Origin of the sequence: Parahoeflea olei (assembly GCF_001703635.1) — a bacterium.
Classification (GTDB): domain Bacteria; phylum Pseudomonadota; class Alphaproteobacteria; order Rhizobiales; family Rhizobiaceae; genus Hoeflea; species Hoeflea olei.
Genome location: NZ_LQZT01000014.1, coordinates 31,559 through 46,539 on the forward strand (window position 1 = coordinate 31,559; position 14,981 = coordinate 46,539).

Sequence of the window (14,981 nt, forward strand, 5' to 3'; positions counted from 1 at the left end):
CCTTGCGAAGCTTTTCCGGTTCGGGCTCCGGCCGTGCAATCGGAATCGGGATCTCGACCTGGTCGAGCCGGGACAGGATCTGCTGTTCGACCGGATCGATGTCGGGCGTCGGCTCGGGCACGTCGAGCGGCTCTGTCTCCGCCACCTCCTCGACCGGCTCCGGCGGCGTTTCCTCCGCAACGGGTTCGACCTCTTCCACCGGCTCCTCGACAGGCTGGGTGTTCTCGGACTGCACCTCCGCCGAATCGAGCAGCTCCTCGGAGATCTGGTTCATGTCGGTGTTGACGGCTTCCGGCTCCGCGGCCAGCTCGATCATGATCGCCGGCGGCGGGGCGGCGTCGGCCATCTCGACCGGTTGTTCGCGCATCAGCCATGCCGCAGCCCCCACATGGGCGGTGAGCACGGCAAGGCCCGCCCCGGCCCACAGCAGGGCTTCGCCGATGCGCCCGGCCCGGTGCCTGCCGCTCCGCCAGGGGGAGTCGGTCATGGCCTTCCCCCGGCTGCATCGGAGGCGGGGGATTCCGGCGCGGCCGTCCCGCCCTCATCGCCGACCGGCTGCGGCAGGCTTTCGAGCCCCACCAGCGCGATCTTCAGGTAGCCCGCCTGCCGCAACAGGTTCATCACGTCCATGAAGTCGCCATAGTCGACGCCCTTGTCCGCGCGTAGGAAGATGCGGGCCTCCTTGTCGGCCTCGGTGCTGGCGTCGAGGGCTGCGGCCAGCGCCTCGCGCGCGACCGGCTCCTCGCCCAGATGCAGCGACAGGTCGGATTTGAGCGTCAGATAGACCGGCGCATCGGGCCGCCCCGCCGGCTGTGCGGCCGAAGCGGGCAGATCGACGTCGACATCGACCGTGGCGAGCGGGGCCGCCACCATGAAGATGATGAGCAGCACCAGCATGATGTCGATGAACGGAACGATGTTCATCTCGGCGTTTTCTTCGGGCAGCCCGCCCGTGTTCCTGCGAATGCCTCCGGCCATGGCGGTTACTCCACGGCCCGGGCTGCGACCGCCATGGCGGGTTGCGCGGTTGCCGCGGCGTCACGACTGCCGGGATCGTTGGCCGGGACCTTGCGCAGGTCGAGTTCGAGGCTGACCAGCTGCTCGACCCCGGAGGCGGCGTCGGCGAGGAGCTGCGCATAACCGGCGATGGCGCGGGCGAACAGGTTGTAGATCACGACCGCGGGAATGGCGGCGACGAGGCCGATGGCGGTGGCGAGCAGCGCCTCGGCGATGCCGGGGGCGACCACCGCGAGATTGGTGGTCTGTGCCTCGGAAATGCCGATGAAGGAATTCATGATGCCCCAGACCGTGCCGAACAGGCCGATGAAGGGGGCGGTCGAGCCGACGATGGCGAGAAGCCCGGTGCCGCGCGACAGGCGGCGACCGGCCTGTGCCTCGATGCGGGCGAGCTGCGCGCCGAGCCGTTCCTTGACGCCGGCATTGCCGGCATAATCCAGCGCCACGGCCGAGCGGGCGACCTCGTCCCTGGCCGCGCGCGTCATGAAGGCCACCGGCCCGCCGCGCCGCGACAGGGCCTCTGTCGCATCCGCGAGCGAGCGGGCCTCGGCGATCGCCGCGGCGCCGCGCCGCGCCCGCCGTTTCGCCAGCGCGAATTCGATGGTCTTGGCCAGCCACACCGTCCACACGGCAAAGGAGGCGAGCACCAGCAGGATCATCACCGCCTTCACCACCCAGTCCGCCATCATGAACATGCTCCAGGGCGACAGGTCATGCGGCAGGTTGGGGTCGCGGTCCGCTTGCGTCAGCAGATGCGAAATCGCGGCGGCGGGGTCCTCGATAAAGGACGGAGCCGGTTCGGAGGAAATCGCGGCCGGCTCCGACGGGATGTCTTCCCGGGCTGACGGCTCGGCAGGCTCGCCGGGCATTGCGGCAGCGGTGGTGGCTTGCGTCACGCCGGGCCGCGCCGTGGTGGCTGCAGCAGGAGCCACCACGGCGGTGCCGGAGGTGGCTTCCGCGGTCCCGGCTGGCGCGGGCGCCTCCGGCGCGCCGGCTTCGCTTGACGTTCCGGTTCCTGCCGGTGCCGCTTGCGCGGCCGGCGCCGGGCCGGTCTGGTCCGCGCCCGCATCCTGCGACCATGCCGGCGCGGCCAGCGTCAGCGCTGCAAGCAGCGCGAGCGCTGCCAGGGGTATGGCGCGTGCCGCGGCGGGGGTCGGGCGGATGACGCTCTGGTCAAGGGGTGCGGTCAAGGGCATGGCAAGCGGTCTTTCCTGGTCTGGCCGTGATCCGCCGAAGCCCCGCCGGTGGATGGACCGGCGGGTGGCGGAAACGGGATATGCGCGGAGGGTGATAGCAGGACGCAATCGGTGCAGGCAATGCAGCGGGTGGTCGCCCTGCGCCGAAAACCGGAGCCGGTGAACCGCCCGGAAGCCGCGAGCGCGCGGGTGGTGCGGGCGGCAGCCTTTCGCGCTGGTGTCCGGTTCGGGCGATTGGCATTGGGCAACGGCATTGGCTGTCACCGGCCTGCGCCTGGTGCGAGGTTTCGATCGCTTTTCGCTTCGGGCGGTGTCTGGGCTTTGTGGAGGCTTCTGTAGCGGCCCTGGGGGGTGGCGAGCAGCTGGGCGTGGCTTCCCTGCTCGACGATGCGGCCGTGCTCGACCACGACGATGCGGTCGGCATGGGCGATGGTGGCGAGCCGGTGGGCGATGACCAGGGTGGTGCGGCCCTGCGACAGTTCGGCGAGCGCCTGCTGGATCGCCCGCTCGGTCTCGGTGTCGAGCGCGGAGGTGGCCTCGTCGAGGATCAGGATCGGCGGGTTCCTGAGGAACACCCGGGCGATGGCGAGGCGCTGCTTCTGCCCGCCCGACAGCTTGACGCCGCGTTCGCCGACCAGGGTGTCGAGGCCGTCGGGCAGTGCTGCGATCACGTCGCCGAGCCGGGCACGGCGGGCGGCCTCGACAATCTCGGCGTCGCTGGCGCCGAGCCGGCCATAGGCGATGTTGTCACGGATCGTGCCGGCGAACAGGAACACGTCCTGGCTGACGATGCCGATATTGGAGCGCAGCGACCTGATCGTCATGGCGCGGATGTCGATGCCGTCGATGCTGATCGCGCCGCCGGTAACCTCGTAGAAGCGCGGCAGCAGCGAGCAGATGGTGGTCTTGCCCGCGCCCGAGGGGCCGACAAAGGCCACGGTCTCGCCGGCCGCCACCTGCAGGTTGAGGCCGTCGAACACCAGCCGGTCCGGGCCATAGCCGAAGCGGACATCGCGGTAGGCGATGCTGCCCCTGAGCCGGTCGACCGCGATCGCGTCGGCGCGATCGGCGATGTCGGGTCGGGTGTCGAGGAACCGGGTATAGCGCTGGAACCCGGCAATGCCCTTGGGATAGGTCTCGATGATCGAGTTGATCTTGTCGATCGGCCGGAAGAACACATTGACCAGCAGCAGGAAGCCGACGAAGCCGCCGGCGCTGAGCTCGCCGCGCACCACGAACCAGGCGCCGGCCAGCATCACCACCACCTGCACGAAGCGCATCGAGAGATAGGACAGCGACATCGAGGCCGCCATCACCTTGTAGGCCTCGAGCTTGGTGGCGAGATAGTTGCCGTTGTTGGTGGCAAACAGCGCCCGCTCGTGGTCCTCGTTGGCGAAGGCCTGCACCACGCGGATGCCGCCGACGCTCTCCTCGATGCGGGCGTTGAACTCGGCCACCCGTCCGTACAACGCATGCCAGGTCGCCGTCATGCGCCGGCCATAGACCGCGGTCAGCACCGCGGTGACCGGCACGATCACCGCCGTCAGCAGCGCCAGCGGCACATGCACCCACAGCATCAGCAGGAGCGCGCCGACCAGCGTCATGACGGCGATGAACAGGTCTTCCGGCCCGTGATGGGCAAGCTCGCCGATCTCCTCGAGATCCTTGGTCAGCCGCGCCACCAGGTGGCCGGTCTTCTGGTTGTCGAAGAAGCCGAAGGAGAGCGTCTGCAGGTGGTCGAAGGCCTTGCGCCGCATCTCGGTCTCGATCTTCAGGCCAAGCATGTGGCCCCAATAGGTGACGATCACCTGCAGGCCGGCATTGAGCAGATAGACCAGCAACAGCCCGGCGGAGGCGAGCGCGATCAGCCCGATCTGGCCGGTGGGCAGCAGCCGGTCGATGAACAGCGTGACGGCCACCGGAAAGGCCAGTTCCAGCAGGCCCGCGGCGACGGCGGAGGAGAAGTCGAGCGCGAACAGGCGGCGGTGCGGACGATAGTAGCGGGCAAAGCGCTGCAAAAGCTCAGTCATGGTGCGGTTCCGGGATCTGGGGACTTGCGCCCGGAGCGGCCGGGCGGGGCGTGCCGCCGGCGGCGGCGGGGACGGGTGGATGGGGTGCGGCCCGAGCTGCGGCGAGCCCCGGCGCGGGTCCTGGCCGGCCCTTCGGCACGATCAGCGGCCGGCCGGAGACGGGATCGGGGATGACCAGCACGGGCAGGCCGAACACCTCTTCGATGAGTTGCGCCGAGACGATCGCGCTGGGCTCGCCTTCGGCCGCGACGGCGCCGTCCTTCATGGCAATCAGGTGCGTGGCATAGCGGCAGGCCTGGTTGAGATCGTGCAGCACGGCAACGATCGTGCGCCCTTCGGTATTGAGATCGGCCAGGAGTTCCATCAGCTCGATCTGGTGGGCCATGTCGAGGAAGGTGGTGGGCTCGTCGAGCAGCAGGATCGGCGTCTGCTGCGCCAGCACCATGGCGATCCACACCCGCTGGCGCTGCCCGCCCGACAGCTCGTCCACCAGCCGGCCCGACAGCGCGGCGATGCCGGTGGCCTGCATCGCCGCGGCCACCGCCGCTTCGTCGGCCTTCGACCATTGCCGCAGGAAGGACTGGTGCGGATAGCGGCCGCGCGCCACCAGCTCGGCCACGGTGATGCCCTCCGGGGCGATCGAGGATTGCGGCAACAGGCCCAGCCGGCGGGCCACCTCGCGCGCGGCAAGGCCGGCGATGTCGCCGCCGTCGAGAATCACCCGGCCGGCCTGCGGCCTGAGCAGCCGCGACAGCGCCCTGAGCAGCGTCGACTTGCCGCAGGCATTCGGCCCGACGATCACCGTGAAGGCGCCGTCCGGGATCGCCACCGACAACCCGGTGGCGATGGTGCGGCTGTCATAGCCAAGCGTCACCGTGTCGGCATGGAGCCGGGCGGGCAGGCGGGGCTGCGACTTGGCGGGTTGGCTGGCGGGCTGTTTGGCTGTTGGCGGCGGAAACGGTGTCGTGGTCATGGGCGACCCTCGCGGATCAGGAGCCAGAGGAAATAGAGCCCGCCGATGCTGACTGTCATCACGCCGACGGGCAGCTGGACGCCGAGCGCGTGTTGCGCGGCCCAGTCGGCGCTGACGAGCAGCAGCCCGCCCATCAGCGCCGAGGGAACGAGTGCCACGCCGGCCGCGCGGGTCAGCCGCCGGGCGATCTGCGGGGCGGCGAGCGCGATGAAGGAGATCGGACCGGCCGCGGCGGTGACGATCGCCGTCAGCGCCACGCCGAGCACCATCAGGAGGGCGCGGGTGCGGTTGGCATTGACGCCGCTGGCGCGCGCCGCGTCGTCGCCCATCTCCAGCTGCCGCAGCGGCCGCGCCAGCACCAGCACCGGCGGCGCAAGCACGCACAGCGCGAGGGCGACCGGCAACAGCTGTTCGAAGCCGAGCCCGTTGAGCGAGCCCGCCCCCCAGATCGCCGCCGACAGGGCGACCTCGAGCTCCGCCTCTCGGATCATCCAGGCGTTGAAGGCCGACAGCATGGCGGCGACGCCGATGCCGACCACGATCAGCCGGAACCCCTGCACGCCGCGCCGCCAGGCCAGAAGATAGACCGCCAGCGCCGTCACCAGGCCGCCGACCAGCGCCCCCGCCGCCGTCTCATAATAGCCGCCGGAGAACATCAGCATCACCACCAGCGCGCCGGTATAGGAGCCGGCCGAGAAGCCGATGATGTCGGGGCTGCCGAGCGGGTTGCGGGTCAGGCTCTGGAAGATCGCCCCGCTCGTGCCGAGTGCGGCGCCGAGCAGCAGCGCGAGCGCCACCCGCGGCAGGCGCCACTCCACCACGATCATGCGCAGCTGGTCCTCGCCGCGGCCGACAAGCGCGCCGAGCACGTCGTCCAGGGCAATGGGATAGGTGCCGCTGGCCAGCGACACAGCGGCCACGCCGAGGGCGAGTGCTGCGAGCGCCAGCCCGATCGCGAGCGCGCGCCGGTCGAACCGGGCCGACAGCCGCCCGTCCAAGCCGCGCACCACCTGCACCGGGCGGCCGAAATCGATTGCCGGCGGTGCAGCTCTCATAGCCCGCTCGCCGTCTTGCGCCGCGCCAGCAGGATCAGCACCGGCGCGCCGAGAAAGGCGGTGACGATGCCGGCCTCGAGCTCGCCCGGAAACAGGACCAGCCGCCCGGCGATGTCGGCGGCAAGCAGCAGAGCCGGCGCCCAGATCATCGTCAGCGGGATGATCCGGCGCTGGTCGGGCCCGACCAGCCAGCGCACCACATGCGGCACCATCAGCCCGACAAAGCCGATCGGCCCGCAGGCGGCGGTGCCGGCCCCGGCCAAGAGCGTGACGGCAACAAGGGTCAGCATCCGCGCGCGCAGGATATCGGCGCCGAGCGAGCGGGCCAGATCCTCGCCGAGCGCCACGGCATTGAGCGGCCGCGCGGCGACCAGCGCCAGCACCAAGCCGAGGCCGATGAACGGCGCAACCGTCTCCACCACCTCCATGCTCCTTCCGGCCACCGAGCCGATCGACCAGACGCGCATGGAATCGAAGGCCTGGGGATCGAGCAGCGTGATCGCCGAGCCGATGCCGCCGAGCACCGCCGACAGCGCCACGCCCGCGAGAACCAGCCGAACGGGCGTCGCCCCGTCCCGGCCCGCCGCCCCGAGCGCATAGACGGCAAGCGTGACAAGGATCGCGCCGAGAAAGGCGAACCACAGATAGGCGTCGATGGAATGAAAACCGAACAGCCCGACGGCGAGCGTGACGAAGAAGGCCGCCCCGGCATTGACGCCGAGGATCCCGGGATCGGCCAGCGGATTGCGCGTCGCCGCCTGGATCAGCGCCCCCGACACCCCAAAGGCTGCCCCACACATGAGCGCCAGCAGCGTGCGCGGCAGCCGGTAATCGACAATCACGATATGATCGACCAAACCGCCATCATAGGCAAAAAGCGCATCGACCACCGTGGAGACCGCAACCGGCCTTGCCCCCAGTACAAGGCTTAGAAGCGACAGGACCACCAGCAGAACCAGGCCAAGCACAGCCATGGCAAGGCTTCGTGCCAGACTCCGGGCAAGACCACTCCGGGCGAGACCACCTTGGGCCAGAACCGGGCCCTCAACTCCTGCCGCAACCCGGGCCTCACCCTGCCGACCCCCGGCGGCCAGATCAGCGGCCTCGACGGACAGCGCCATGCGCCCACCTCTCATGGCCGTCACATCCGTCTCACGCCTCACACGCTTCACACCCGGGCCTGCCCTTCGATCCAGTAGCCGACGGCATCGATGCGGTGCTTGTCGAAACTCAGCGCATCGCGGAAATGCTTGCGGCAGTCCGAAACCGCCCTGGCTTCCCCGGCGATGTAGATATAGCCCGGCCCCTCCGGCAGCGTGGTGATCTCCCGTGCGATGCGCGGCAGTTCGGTGTAGCCGGGCCGCTCCGGCCGCAGCCCGTGACATGTGTGCCAGGTGATCGTGGCATCGGCCACGGTCCCAATCAGCCCGCCGATCTCCTGCCGGTCGTCGTCCGACGGGATCTCCACATGCACCGCCGCCGGGAATCCTTCAGGCAATTCTTCCAGCACCCGCCCCACCGCTGGAAGCCCGCTGATGTCGGCCAGCATCAACAGCCACCGGCTGCCCGCGGGCAGCCAGAACCGTCCCTCCGGATTGCAGATCCCGATCACATCGCCAGGCTTGGCCTGCAACGCCCAGGATGCGCCGACGCCGCCTTCATGTGCCACGATGTCGATCACCATCTCGCATGTTTCGGGAGTCCAGCGACGCACCGTATAGGGCCGGTTGGGGCAAGGCGGGGACCCATCCGGACGCCCCCATCTGCCGTCGTCCATCAGCACCGGCAGCGTGACCGGCGTTTGCGCATCCGGCCCGAACGCGAGCCGCACCCACTCGTCCGGATGGCCGCTCTCAATCAGGCGCTCCCCGTCGCGCACCCGAAGCACCACCCGGACGAGCGAGGGCGTGAGCCGGGCGGCACTGACCGTCTCCGCAAAGAAGTAATCTTCCTGATAGGGCATTCTTTCACGTTCCTGCGGGATCCGGTGCAGGTCGGGCGCGATGAGGCCGGAATTGACGGGCAGCGTCATGGCGATCTCCTTGCCAGCACGTCGGCTATGCGTCGGGCGAGCCGGGGATAGCCATGCAGGATCGATGGGGCTGTCGGCGCCAGCACCGGCCATATCTCGCCGGGCGAATCGAGCGTGACGACCCTTCCTTCCCTGATGGCGGGAAGCGTCCCCAGAAGGGGCTGGGCCGCGACGGCAGACTGCAATCCCTGTGCGAACCAGCCCACCACGACATCGGCATCGAGAAGGTCTATGGTTTCCAGGCCGACAGAGACGGAATAGCGTCCGCCCTCTGCCCGTCCCAGGCCGGCGACCCCGGGGGAGGCGACGAGGCCGAGCGATTTCAAGAGATCGAAACGGGTATCGCCCTCGAGATAGACATCGATGCCGGCCTGCGCCGGGAAATGATTGACGAGGGCCGCGGTTCTGTCGCGGAGCCCGGGATGGTCCCGGCGAAGCCGGTCGAGGGTCTCTTCGGTTCTGGCGACCAGGTCCTGCGCCAACCGATCGCGCCCCAGCGCCCTGCCGGCGAGACGCAGCTGTGCGTCCCAGCCCGTCTCGAACGGCGCGGTTTCGAATGTGACGACCGGCGCGATGCGCGACAGCCGCCTGTAGGAGAGTTCGTCGACCCCGGAAAACACCGCCAGGATCAGATCCGGCTTCAACAGCGCGATCCGTTCATAATCGGGACTGGCTCCCAGGAGCGCCGGCTTGTGCGGACCGATGGCCGCCGCGTTCCACTCGGAAATGCCGTCCTGCCAATAGGGATAGCGCGTCATCGCCACCGGAATCGTCCCGAGCGCGATGACGGCATCCTCGCCGCCCCAGCCGAGCGTCACGACCCGTAGCGGCTGCCTGGCAACAGTGGTCTCGCCGAACGCGTGTGCGATCGTCACCGGGAAATGCGTGTTGCCCCGTCCCTGCCGCGTCATCGCGGCAAGGGACAGGGCTGCCATGCCCAGAAGCGCGCCCCGCCGCCCGCGATCGGGCAGGGGCGGGTCCTTGTGCTTGTTGAGGAACGGACGGCGGTGGCGCATGCTCTCGCTCAGAATTTGGAAGAAAGCCGCAGGAACGCTCGCCGCGGTGCGCCAAACGAAATCTGTTCGTCGCCCTCCAGGATCTGGACATATCTCTTGTCGAACAGGTTCTCGACATTCAGCTGTGCCGAGACCGTCGCGTTGAAGTCATATCTCGCCATCAGGCCAACGGTCGCGTAGGGCGATTGCGTGTACCGCACCGTTCCCGTGCTGGTGCTGATCGGCAGATAGGTTTCGCCCTGCCAGTTTACGCCGCCGCCGATGGTCAGCCTGTTCCATTCACCGGGCAGGGTATAGGTCGTGAACAACCGGACCATTTCGCGCGGAATCGTGGTGTTGACATCGTTGCCGTCGCGATCCTTGCTCTCGAGCACGGTTGCGCCGACGGTGAGGTTCCAGCCGGGGGTCAGTTCTCCGGAGAGTTCGCCTTCGATGCCCCTGGTTTCGACGCCCTGTGCGGCCCGGTAGGCCGGTGTGGTGGTGCCCGGGATATAGTCTCCCGTGGCGACCGCGACATTGTCTTCGAGCGCGCGGAAAACCGCGATCGAGCCGTTCAGGCGGTCGCCGAACCAGCTGCCCTTGAGGCCGGCTTCGATATTGCTGCCCGTCACGGGATCGAGATACTTGTCATTGATGTCCCGCTCCGTCTGCACGCGGAACACATCCGCATAGCTTGCATACAGGGTCAGGTTGGGACTGACGTCATAGGTGACGCCGGCATAGGGAGTGATTTCATCTTCGGTTCGGGATGTCCGGTCTCCCGTCCATTCGCGCAGCGTTTCGGTCTCGATATGGGTAAAGCGCGCGCCGCCGATAAGCTTCAGGCCATCGGTCAGGTTCAAGCGGGTCGCCGCATAGGCGCCGAACTGGTCGATTTTCGAAACCCGCAGGCGCTCGGCGCCCCAGGTCGGCTCCGGATAACTGCCGTCGGATTGGAAAATGCTGCCGACCGGTGCGACGTTCGACGACAGGTAATAGGCATAGTCTTCGTCCATCCAGTCTGACGTCACACCGGAAAAGAACTCGTGCTGTCGGCCGAACAGCTCATAGGAGCCGTTGAGCTTGGCGCTCACAACCGTTTGCGTCGCATCGTGCCAGTAATTCGAGGGCCAGGCATCCAGTCCGAGGCCGGTGACCGGATCCGGTTGCCCCCAGGTGTAGAGAAGCTTTGCCTGGCCCTTCTTGCGGACATGAACGGCATCAAGTGCGAGCGTCCAGTCATTTGCAAAGCGATGCTCGAAACTGCCGAAGAAATTCGTGTTCTCGGTGTCCCAATAGGCCCAGTCCGGCGCCGTGTTCAGGCCCCGGCGGAAGTGGGTCAGCGTTCCGTCGCTGAACAGTGCCGGCAATCCGGACCAGATTGCGCTGTCGATATCCCGGCGTTGATACTCCGCGCCAAAGGACAGCTTCGTGTCCGGCCCCAGATCGGCATCGACGATCCCGTAGAAAAGCCCCGATTCGGTCGACTGGCGTTCGACAAACGAATCCTTGTCGTTTCTCGAGACGATCATGCGGGCTCTGACCGACCCGTCCGCGGTCAAGGGCGTTGTGACATCGGCGGTCTCGCGGAAATCGTTCCAGGAGCCGATGGTCGCGCTCACCTCTCCGGTCAAAACCTTGCTGTCGGCATGCTTGCGCACGAAGTTGACGGCGCCCGAGGGGTTGCCGGACCCCGAGACGAGGCCGTTTGCGCCGCGCAGGACCTCCACCCTGTCATATTGGAGCGTGTCGGAGCGATGCTCGCCATACATCGCGTTGAGATTGTTGAGCGCCACCCCGTCATACTGGAAACTGTCCAGATAAAAGCCGCGGGAGAAAGGCTCGGTGCGCTGGCTGTCCCATTCCTGCACCTGAATGCCGGTCGTCGTCTTCAAAATGTCTGCGGTCGAGTTCAGGATCTGGTCGTTCATCCGTTGGCGCGTCACGACGCTGACCGATTGTGGCGTCTCGCGTATCGAAAGCGGAAGGCCGGTGGCCGTCGCCATTTCGCTCGTCGTGTAGGATCCGCTGCCTTCCGTCGTCGCCCCCTGGCCCTGCACGGTGATCGTGTCGAGCATCAGCGAACCGTCTGCGGTGGTGCCGGAGGCGTCAGCCCTGGCGGGATTGCTCAGCGAGACGGTGTTGCCCGAGAAGCGGTAGCCTATGCCGGTCCCGGCGAGCATCCGGGCCAGCGCCTGTTCAGGGGAAAAACGGCCCTGGATCGGCGTGCTGCGCAGGCCGCTGACGATGTCGACGTCATAGAACACCTGCACCCCGGCCCTGTCGGCGTAGGCGAGGATGGCGCGATTGAGGCTTTGGGCCGGAATGTTGAAGGCGATCTCTGCCTGGGTTGCCGCGGTCGATGCGCCCTGCTGGGCCAGGACCGGAGAGGCCGTAAGCGTCAGGCCGATTGCCAGGGCGAGGCCGCTGACCGTCGATCCAAGGCCTGTCCTGCGAGTGTCCGTTTCGGCGCGATGCCTCTGTACATCCATCGCTCTACCCTTTCGTCATGTTCGGTTACGCACGCGGAACCGCGCTTCCTTCCGCCGGTTCGTAAATAAGACGAATTTTGTCATGTTATCCGGTAAGGGTTTTTCCGGTTTTCCTGCACGGACAGTCCAAGCCATTGAATCATTAAAAATTTTTCTTGCTGGAAAGGCAGTCTTCGACCCGATCGAAGGGGCCGGTTCCTGCCAAAATCCCACATGCGCCGGATCAGTAGAGCAGCGTGACCAGCGGAGGCACGGATGCCGTGCGGGCGTGCAACTCGCGGGCGATGGTCTCAAGCGCACGGTCGAGATCGGCGGTCTCGAAGACGCCGCTCACCTTTCGGTCGGCGAGCGCCGCATCGGTGATCACGATGCGCCCGCGCCTGTAGCGGTTGAGTTCCGCCACGACGTCGGAAAGCGGCACCTGGTCGAAGACGATGCGGCCGCGGCGCCAGGCGGAAGCCTGTTCGACATCGGCCTCCCGGACCGCGTCGAGCCCGGCTCCCGAGGTGTAGCGGACGGACTGGCCGGGAGACAGGACGACACTCCTGGCGTCGTTGTCCGTCCCGGCCAGCGCCACGCGCACCTCGTGCTCGGCGACCGTCACCACCACCGCGTCGGAGCTTCGGTCGACGAGAAACTGGGTGCCCAGGGCCGTGGCCGTTCCATCCGCGCCCGCGACCACGAAAGGCCTGGTTTCGCCGGTTCCGAGCGGCGCGGCCGTGAAATAGGCAGCGCCCTGCAGCAGCTCGACGCGCCGCTCGCTGGCGCTGAAATGCAGCGTCGCCGCACTTGCCGAGGAGAGTTCCATGGTGCTGCCGTCGGGGAGCGAAATGTTGCGCCGTTCTCCCGGGCCGGTCCGGTAATCGGCGGCCAGCATCACCATCGGGTCGCCGTACCAGAAGGCTGTCAGGCCGGCCACGGGAACGAGGCCGAGCGCCAGGGCCAAGGACACGATGCCTGCGCGCAGCCAGGCCCGTCCGCCGCCGGCCGGCGCCCGCCGCGGCCACCGGCCCGCAGGCGCCACGTCGCGGGCCAGGGCGCCCGGGTCATGGCGCAGTTCGGCCAGGTCGGACCAAGTGGCGCTGGCAAAGGCAAACGCGCGCGCATGGGCGGGGCTTTGCGCGCGCCAGCGATCGAACTCCGCGCGTTCCCGCGCGCTCAACGGCTCTCCGCCGAGCCGGATGACCCATTTCGCGGCGTCCGCTTCTATCTGCTCTTGGTCGTTGTGTTGTCCCACGCTTCGGTCCATGTGGCTGGCGCCGCCGATCCAGGCGCATTCCGGAGTAAGACGTTTGAACCGTCGCGGTCCGGTAACGCCCCGGCGATGGTCTTTGCTATTGCGGTCGAAGCCGCCGCGTCACGTGCAGCAGCGCCTTGCTGAGATGTTTCTGCACCGAACTCTCCGAAATTCCCAGACGGCTGGCGGTTTCCGGATAGGTCAACCCCTCGATCCGGTTCAGCACGAAGACCTCGCGGGTTCGTTCGGGCAGTTCCGAAACAGCCACGCGCAGCCGGTCCAGCTTCCGCCGTGCGTCGGCCTCGTCTTCCTGCGACGGGCGGTCGTCGGCCATTTCCGCGAATGCGTCGTCGGCGATGGCGTCGGTCTTCTGGCGCGCGCGCAGCCGGACATGATCGATCGCCAGGTTGTGGGCGGTGCGGTAGAGATAGGAGCGGCCATGGGTGACGGGCGCCTTGCCGCAGGCGTGCTGCTCGGCATAGCGCAGGAACGCTTCCTGCGTCAGGTCCGCGGCGATATCCGCATCCTTGAGCTTTTCGGTGAGATAGGCATGCAGCTCGCGCCGATGCGCGACAAACAGCCCCTTCAGTGTCTTGCCCGTCACGCTTGCTTGTGTGTTTCCGGTTGATCCAGGTTGGCATGCCGCAGCATCCTGCGCGCAGCCGGTTGGACGCATGCAGGATGCTCTTTCGATTCGATCCCGGACCACCGTGCCTGTGCTTTTGGAACTGGCGTGCCGCCGCCTGTTCCGGGCGACCTTGCCCGGTTATCCCATGGGCGGGGCATCAACGGTCGAGGAAAGTTTCGGCGCACCATAGCTTATCTTGAGTGCGATGCTCAACTATCGGCGGGGCAAAAGATGCCGCCTTGCCGCCGGGCGACACTCTGCCACAGCGGACTGCGCCCAGGCGGCTGAACGCCGGGATGGCCCAAAAAGCAAAAACGCCCCGAAGGGCGTTTGCGTCAGTCCTGGATTCCGTAAAGGAAAACTGGAGCGGGCGATGAGATTCGAACTCACGACCCCAACCTTGGCAAGGTTGTGCTCTACCCCTGAGCTACGCCCGCTCAACATCCGGTCCGTGGGTGGGTGGGCCGGCGATCCGTTCCCAATGGGCTCGGACCGGCGCTATATGGCGCAAGCTGGATTGAATTGCAACAGGGAATTTTCACCTGCCGGCTATGAATCTCCGTGCGCCCTTCGAACAGGGGTGGCCGCGGCCCGAAACCGTCCCGGTCCGGGCCTTTCGGGATCCGCAGCCGGGCGCGCGGCAGAGCGGGCGCGGCTCACGCGGCGCGTTGCGGCGGGAAAGCATTGCACGCGGCGCGCGGGTTGCCTATCAAGAATGCCGGCCGGACGGTGCGCGGTCAGATGCGCCCCGTCCGGATGCAGCCAATCGCGAGGCGCGCGCCTCCACCCGATCAAGCCGAGAGTTCGCCCATGCCCAAGACCCGCCAAGACCTGTTCGATTGCCTCGACGCGCTGTCGATCGCCCACAGCACGGTCGATCATGCGCCGGTGTTCACCGTGGCCGAATCGCAGAGCCTGCGCGACCAGATCCCTGGCGGCCACACCAAGAACCTGTTTCTCAAGGACAAGAAGGGCGCCTGTTTCCTGGTCACGCTCGAGGAGAATGCCGAGGTCGACCTCAAGCGCATCCACACGCTGATCGGCGCCAGCGGCCGGGTCTCGTTCGGAAAGCCCGAGGCGCTGATGGAGATGCTCGGCGTGGTGCCGGGCTCGGTGACGATCCTGGCGGCGATCAACGATCCCGAAAACCGGGTGAAAATCGTCATTGACGCGCCGCTTCTCGACCATGACATCATCAACGCACATCCGCTGAGCAACGACGCGACCACGTCGATCGGCCGGGAAGATCTGATGCGGTTTCTGGCCCATACCGGTCACGACCCCCTGATCTTGAAAGTTTCGGCCTGAACCACGACCTTACTGATA

Annotated in this window: 12 protein-coding genes, 1 tRNA gene and 1 pseudogene; 1 reads left to right on the forward strand and 13 read right to left on the reverse strand. The window is 67.4% G+C overall.

What is annotated here, in order from left to right; all coding sequences use genetic code 11:
- The 13 genes and pseudogenes from AWJ14_RS22805 to AWJ14_RS11640 all read right to left on the reverse strand — a co-directional run.
- Positions 1 to 487, reverse strand: a pseudogene (locus tag AWJ14_RS22805) (energy transducer TonB); the annotation flags it as partial.
- Positions 484 to 978 carry a TonB system transport protein ExbD gene (gene exbD, locus AWJ14_RS11585; RefSeq protein ID WP_066178920.1) on the reverse strand — a complete coding sequence of 165 codons (495 nt, stop codon included), beginning with the start codon at positions 976 to 978 and terminating at the stop codon, positions 484 to 486. The gene exbD and the pseudogene AWJ14_RS22805, both read right to left, overlap by 4 nt.
- 5 nt (positions 979 to 983) lie before the next feature.
- Positions 984 to 2,213: a tonB-system energizer ExbB gene (gene exbB / locus AWJ14_RS11590; protein ID WP_083220203.1), complete on the reverse strand. Its 1,230-nt coding sequence runs from the start codon at positions 2,211 to 2,213 to the stop codon at positions 984 to 986.
- A 260-nt stretch (positions 2,214 to 2,473) separates the two neighbouring features.
- A complete protein-coding gene (locus AWJ14_RS11595; protein WP_066178924.1) occupies positions 2,474 to 4,243 on the reverse strand; it encodes an ABC transporter ATP-binding protein in 1,770 nt (589 codons plus the stop codon).
- On the reverse strand, positions 4,236 to 5,144 hold the full coding sequence (locus tag AWJ14_RS11600) for an ABC transporter ATP-binding protein (protein ID WP_139112619.1): 909 nt from the start codon (positions 5,142 to 5,144) through the stop codon (positions 4,236 to 4,238). Before AWJ14_RS11600 ends, AWJ14_RS11595 begins: the two co-directional genes overlap by 8 nt.
- Before the next feature lie 68 nt (positions 5,145 to 5,212).
- Positions 5,213 to 6,271: a FecCD family ABC transporter permease gene (locus tag AWJ14_RS11605; protein ID WP_066178926.1), complete on the reverse strand. Its 1,059-nt coding sequence runs from the start codon at positions 6,269 to 6,271 to the stop codon at positions 5,213 to 5,215.
- Complete coding sequence (locus AWJ14_RS11610; protein WP_139112616.1) at positions 6,268 to 7,245, reverse strand: FecCD family ABC transporter permease; 978 nt, start codon at positions 7,243 to 7,245, stop codon at positions 6,268 to 6,270. Before AWJ14_RS11610 ends, AWJ14_RS11605 begins: the two co-directional genes overlap by 4 nt.
- A 194-nt stretch (positions 7,246 to 7,439) precedes the next feature.
- Complete coding sequence (locus AWJ14_RS11615) at positions 7,440 to 8,303, reverse strand: siderophore-interacting protein (protein WP_083220205.1); 864 nt, start codon at positions 8,301 to 8,303, stop codon at positions 7,440 to 7,442.
- Positions 8,300 to 9,319, reverse strand: a complete 1,020-nt coding sequence (locus tag AWJ14_RS11620) for an iron-siderophore ABC transporter substrate-binding protein (protein ID WP_066178934.1) — start codon at positions 9,317 to 9,319, stop codon at positions 8,300 to 8,302. The genes AWJ14_RS11615 and AWJ14_RS11620 overlap by 4 nt, the downstream gene beginning before the upstream one ends.
- Positions 9,320 to 9,327: 8 nt before the next feature.
- Positions 9,328 to 11,790, reverse strand: coding sequence for a TonB-dependent siderophore receptor (locus AWJ14_RS11625; protein WP_066178937.1), 2,463 nt, complete (start codon positions 11,788 to 11,790; stop codon positions 9,328 to 9,330).
- 223 nt (positions 11,791 to 12,013) lie between these two features.
- Positions 12,014 to 13,027 carry a FecR family protein gene (locus AWJ14_RS11630; protein WP_245304243.1) on the reverse strand — a complete coding sequence of 338 codons (1,014 nt, stop codon included), beginning with the start codon at positions 13,025 to 13,027 and terminating at the stop codon, positions 12,014 to 12,016.
- 97 nt (positions 13,028 to 13,124) lie between these two features.
- Positions 13,125 to 13,631, reverse strand: a complete 507-nt coding sequence (locus AWJ14_RS11635) for an RNA polymerase sigma factor (protein WP_066178945.1) — start codon at positions 13,629 to 13,631, stop codon at positions 13,125 to 13,127.
- Between the two features lie 386 nt (positions 13,632 to 14,017).
- Positions 14,018 to 14,092: transfer RNA gene (locus tag AWJ14_RS11640), tRNA-Gly, on the reverse strand.
- Between the two features lie 373 nt (positions 14,093 to 14,465).
- On the opposite strand from AWJ14_RS11640, the gene AWJ14_RS11645 reads away from it, so the two are divergent.
- Entirely contained in the window at positions 14,466 to 14,963 is a 498-nt protein-coding gene (locus AWJ14_RS11645) for a prolyl-tRNA synthetase associated domain-containing protein (protein ID WP_066178948.1), read from the forward strand.
- The last annotated feature ends 18 nt before the right edge of the window (positions 14,964 to 14,981 follow it).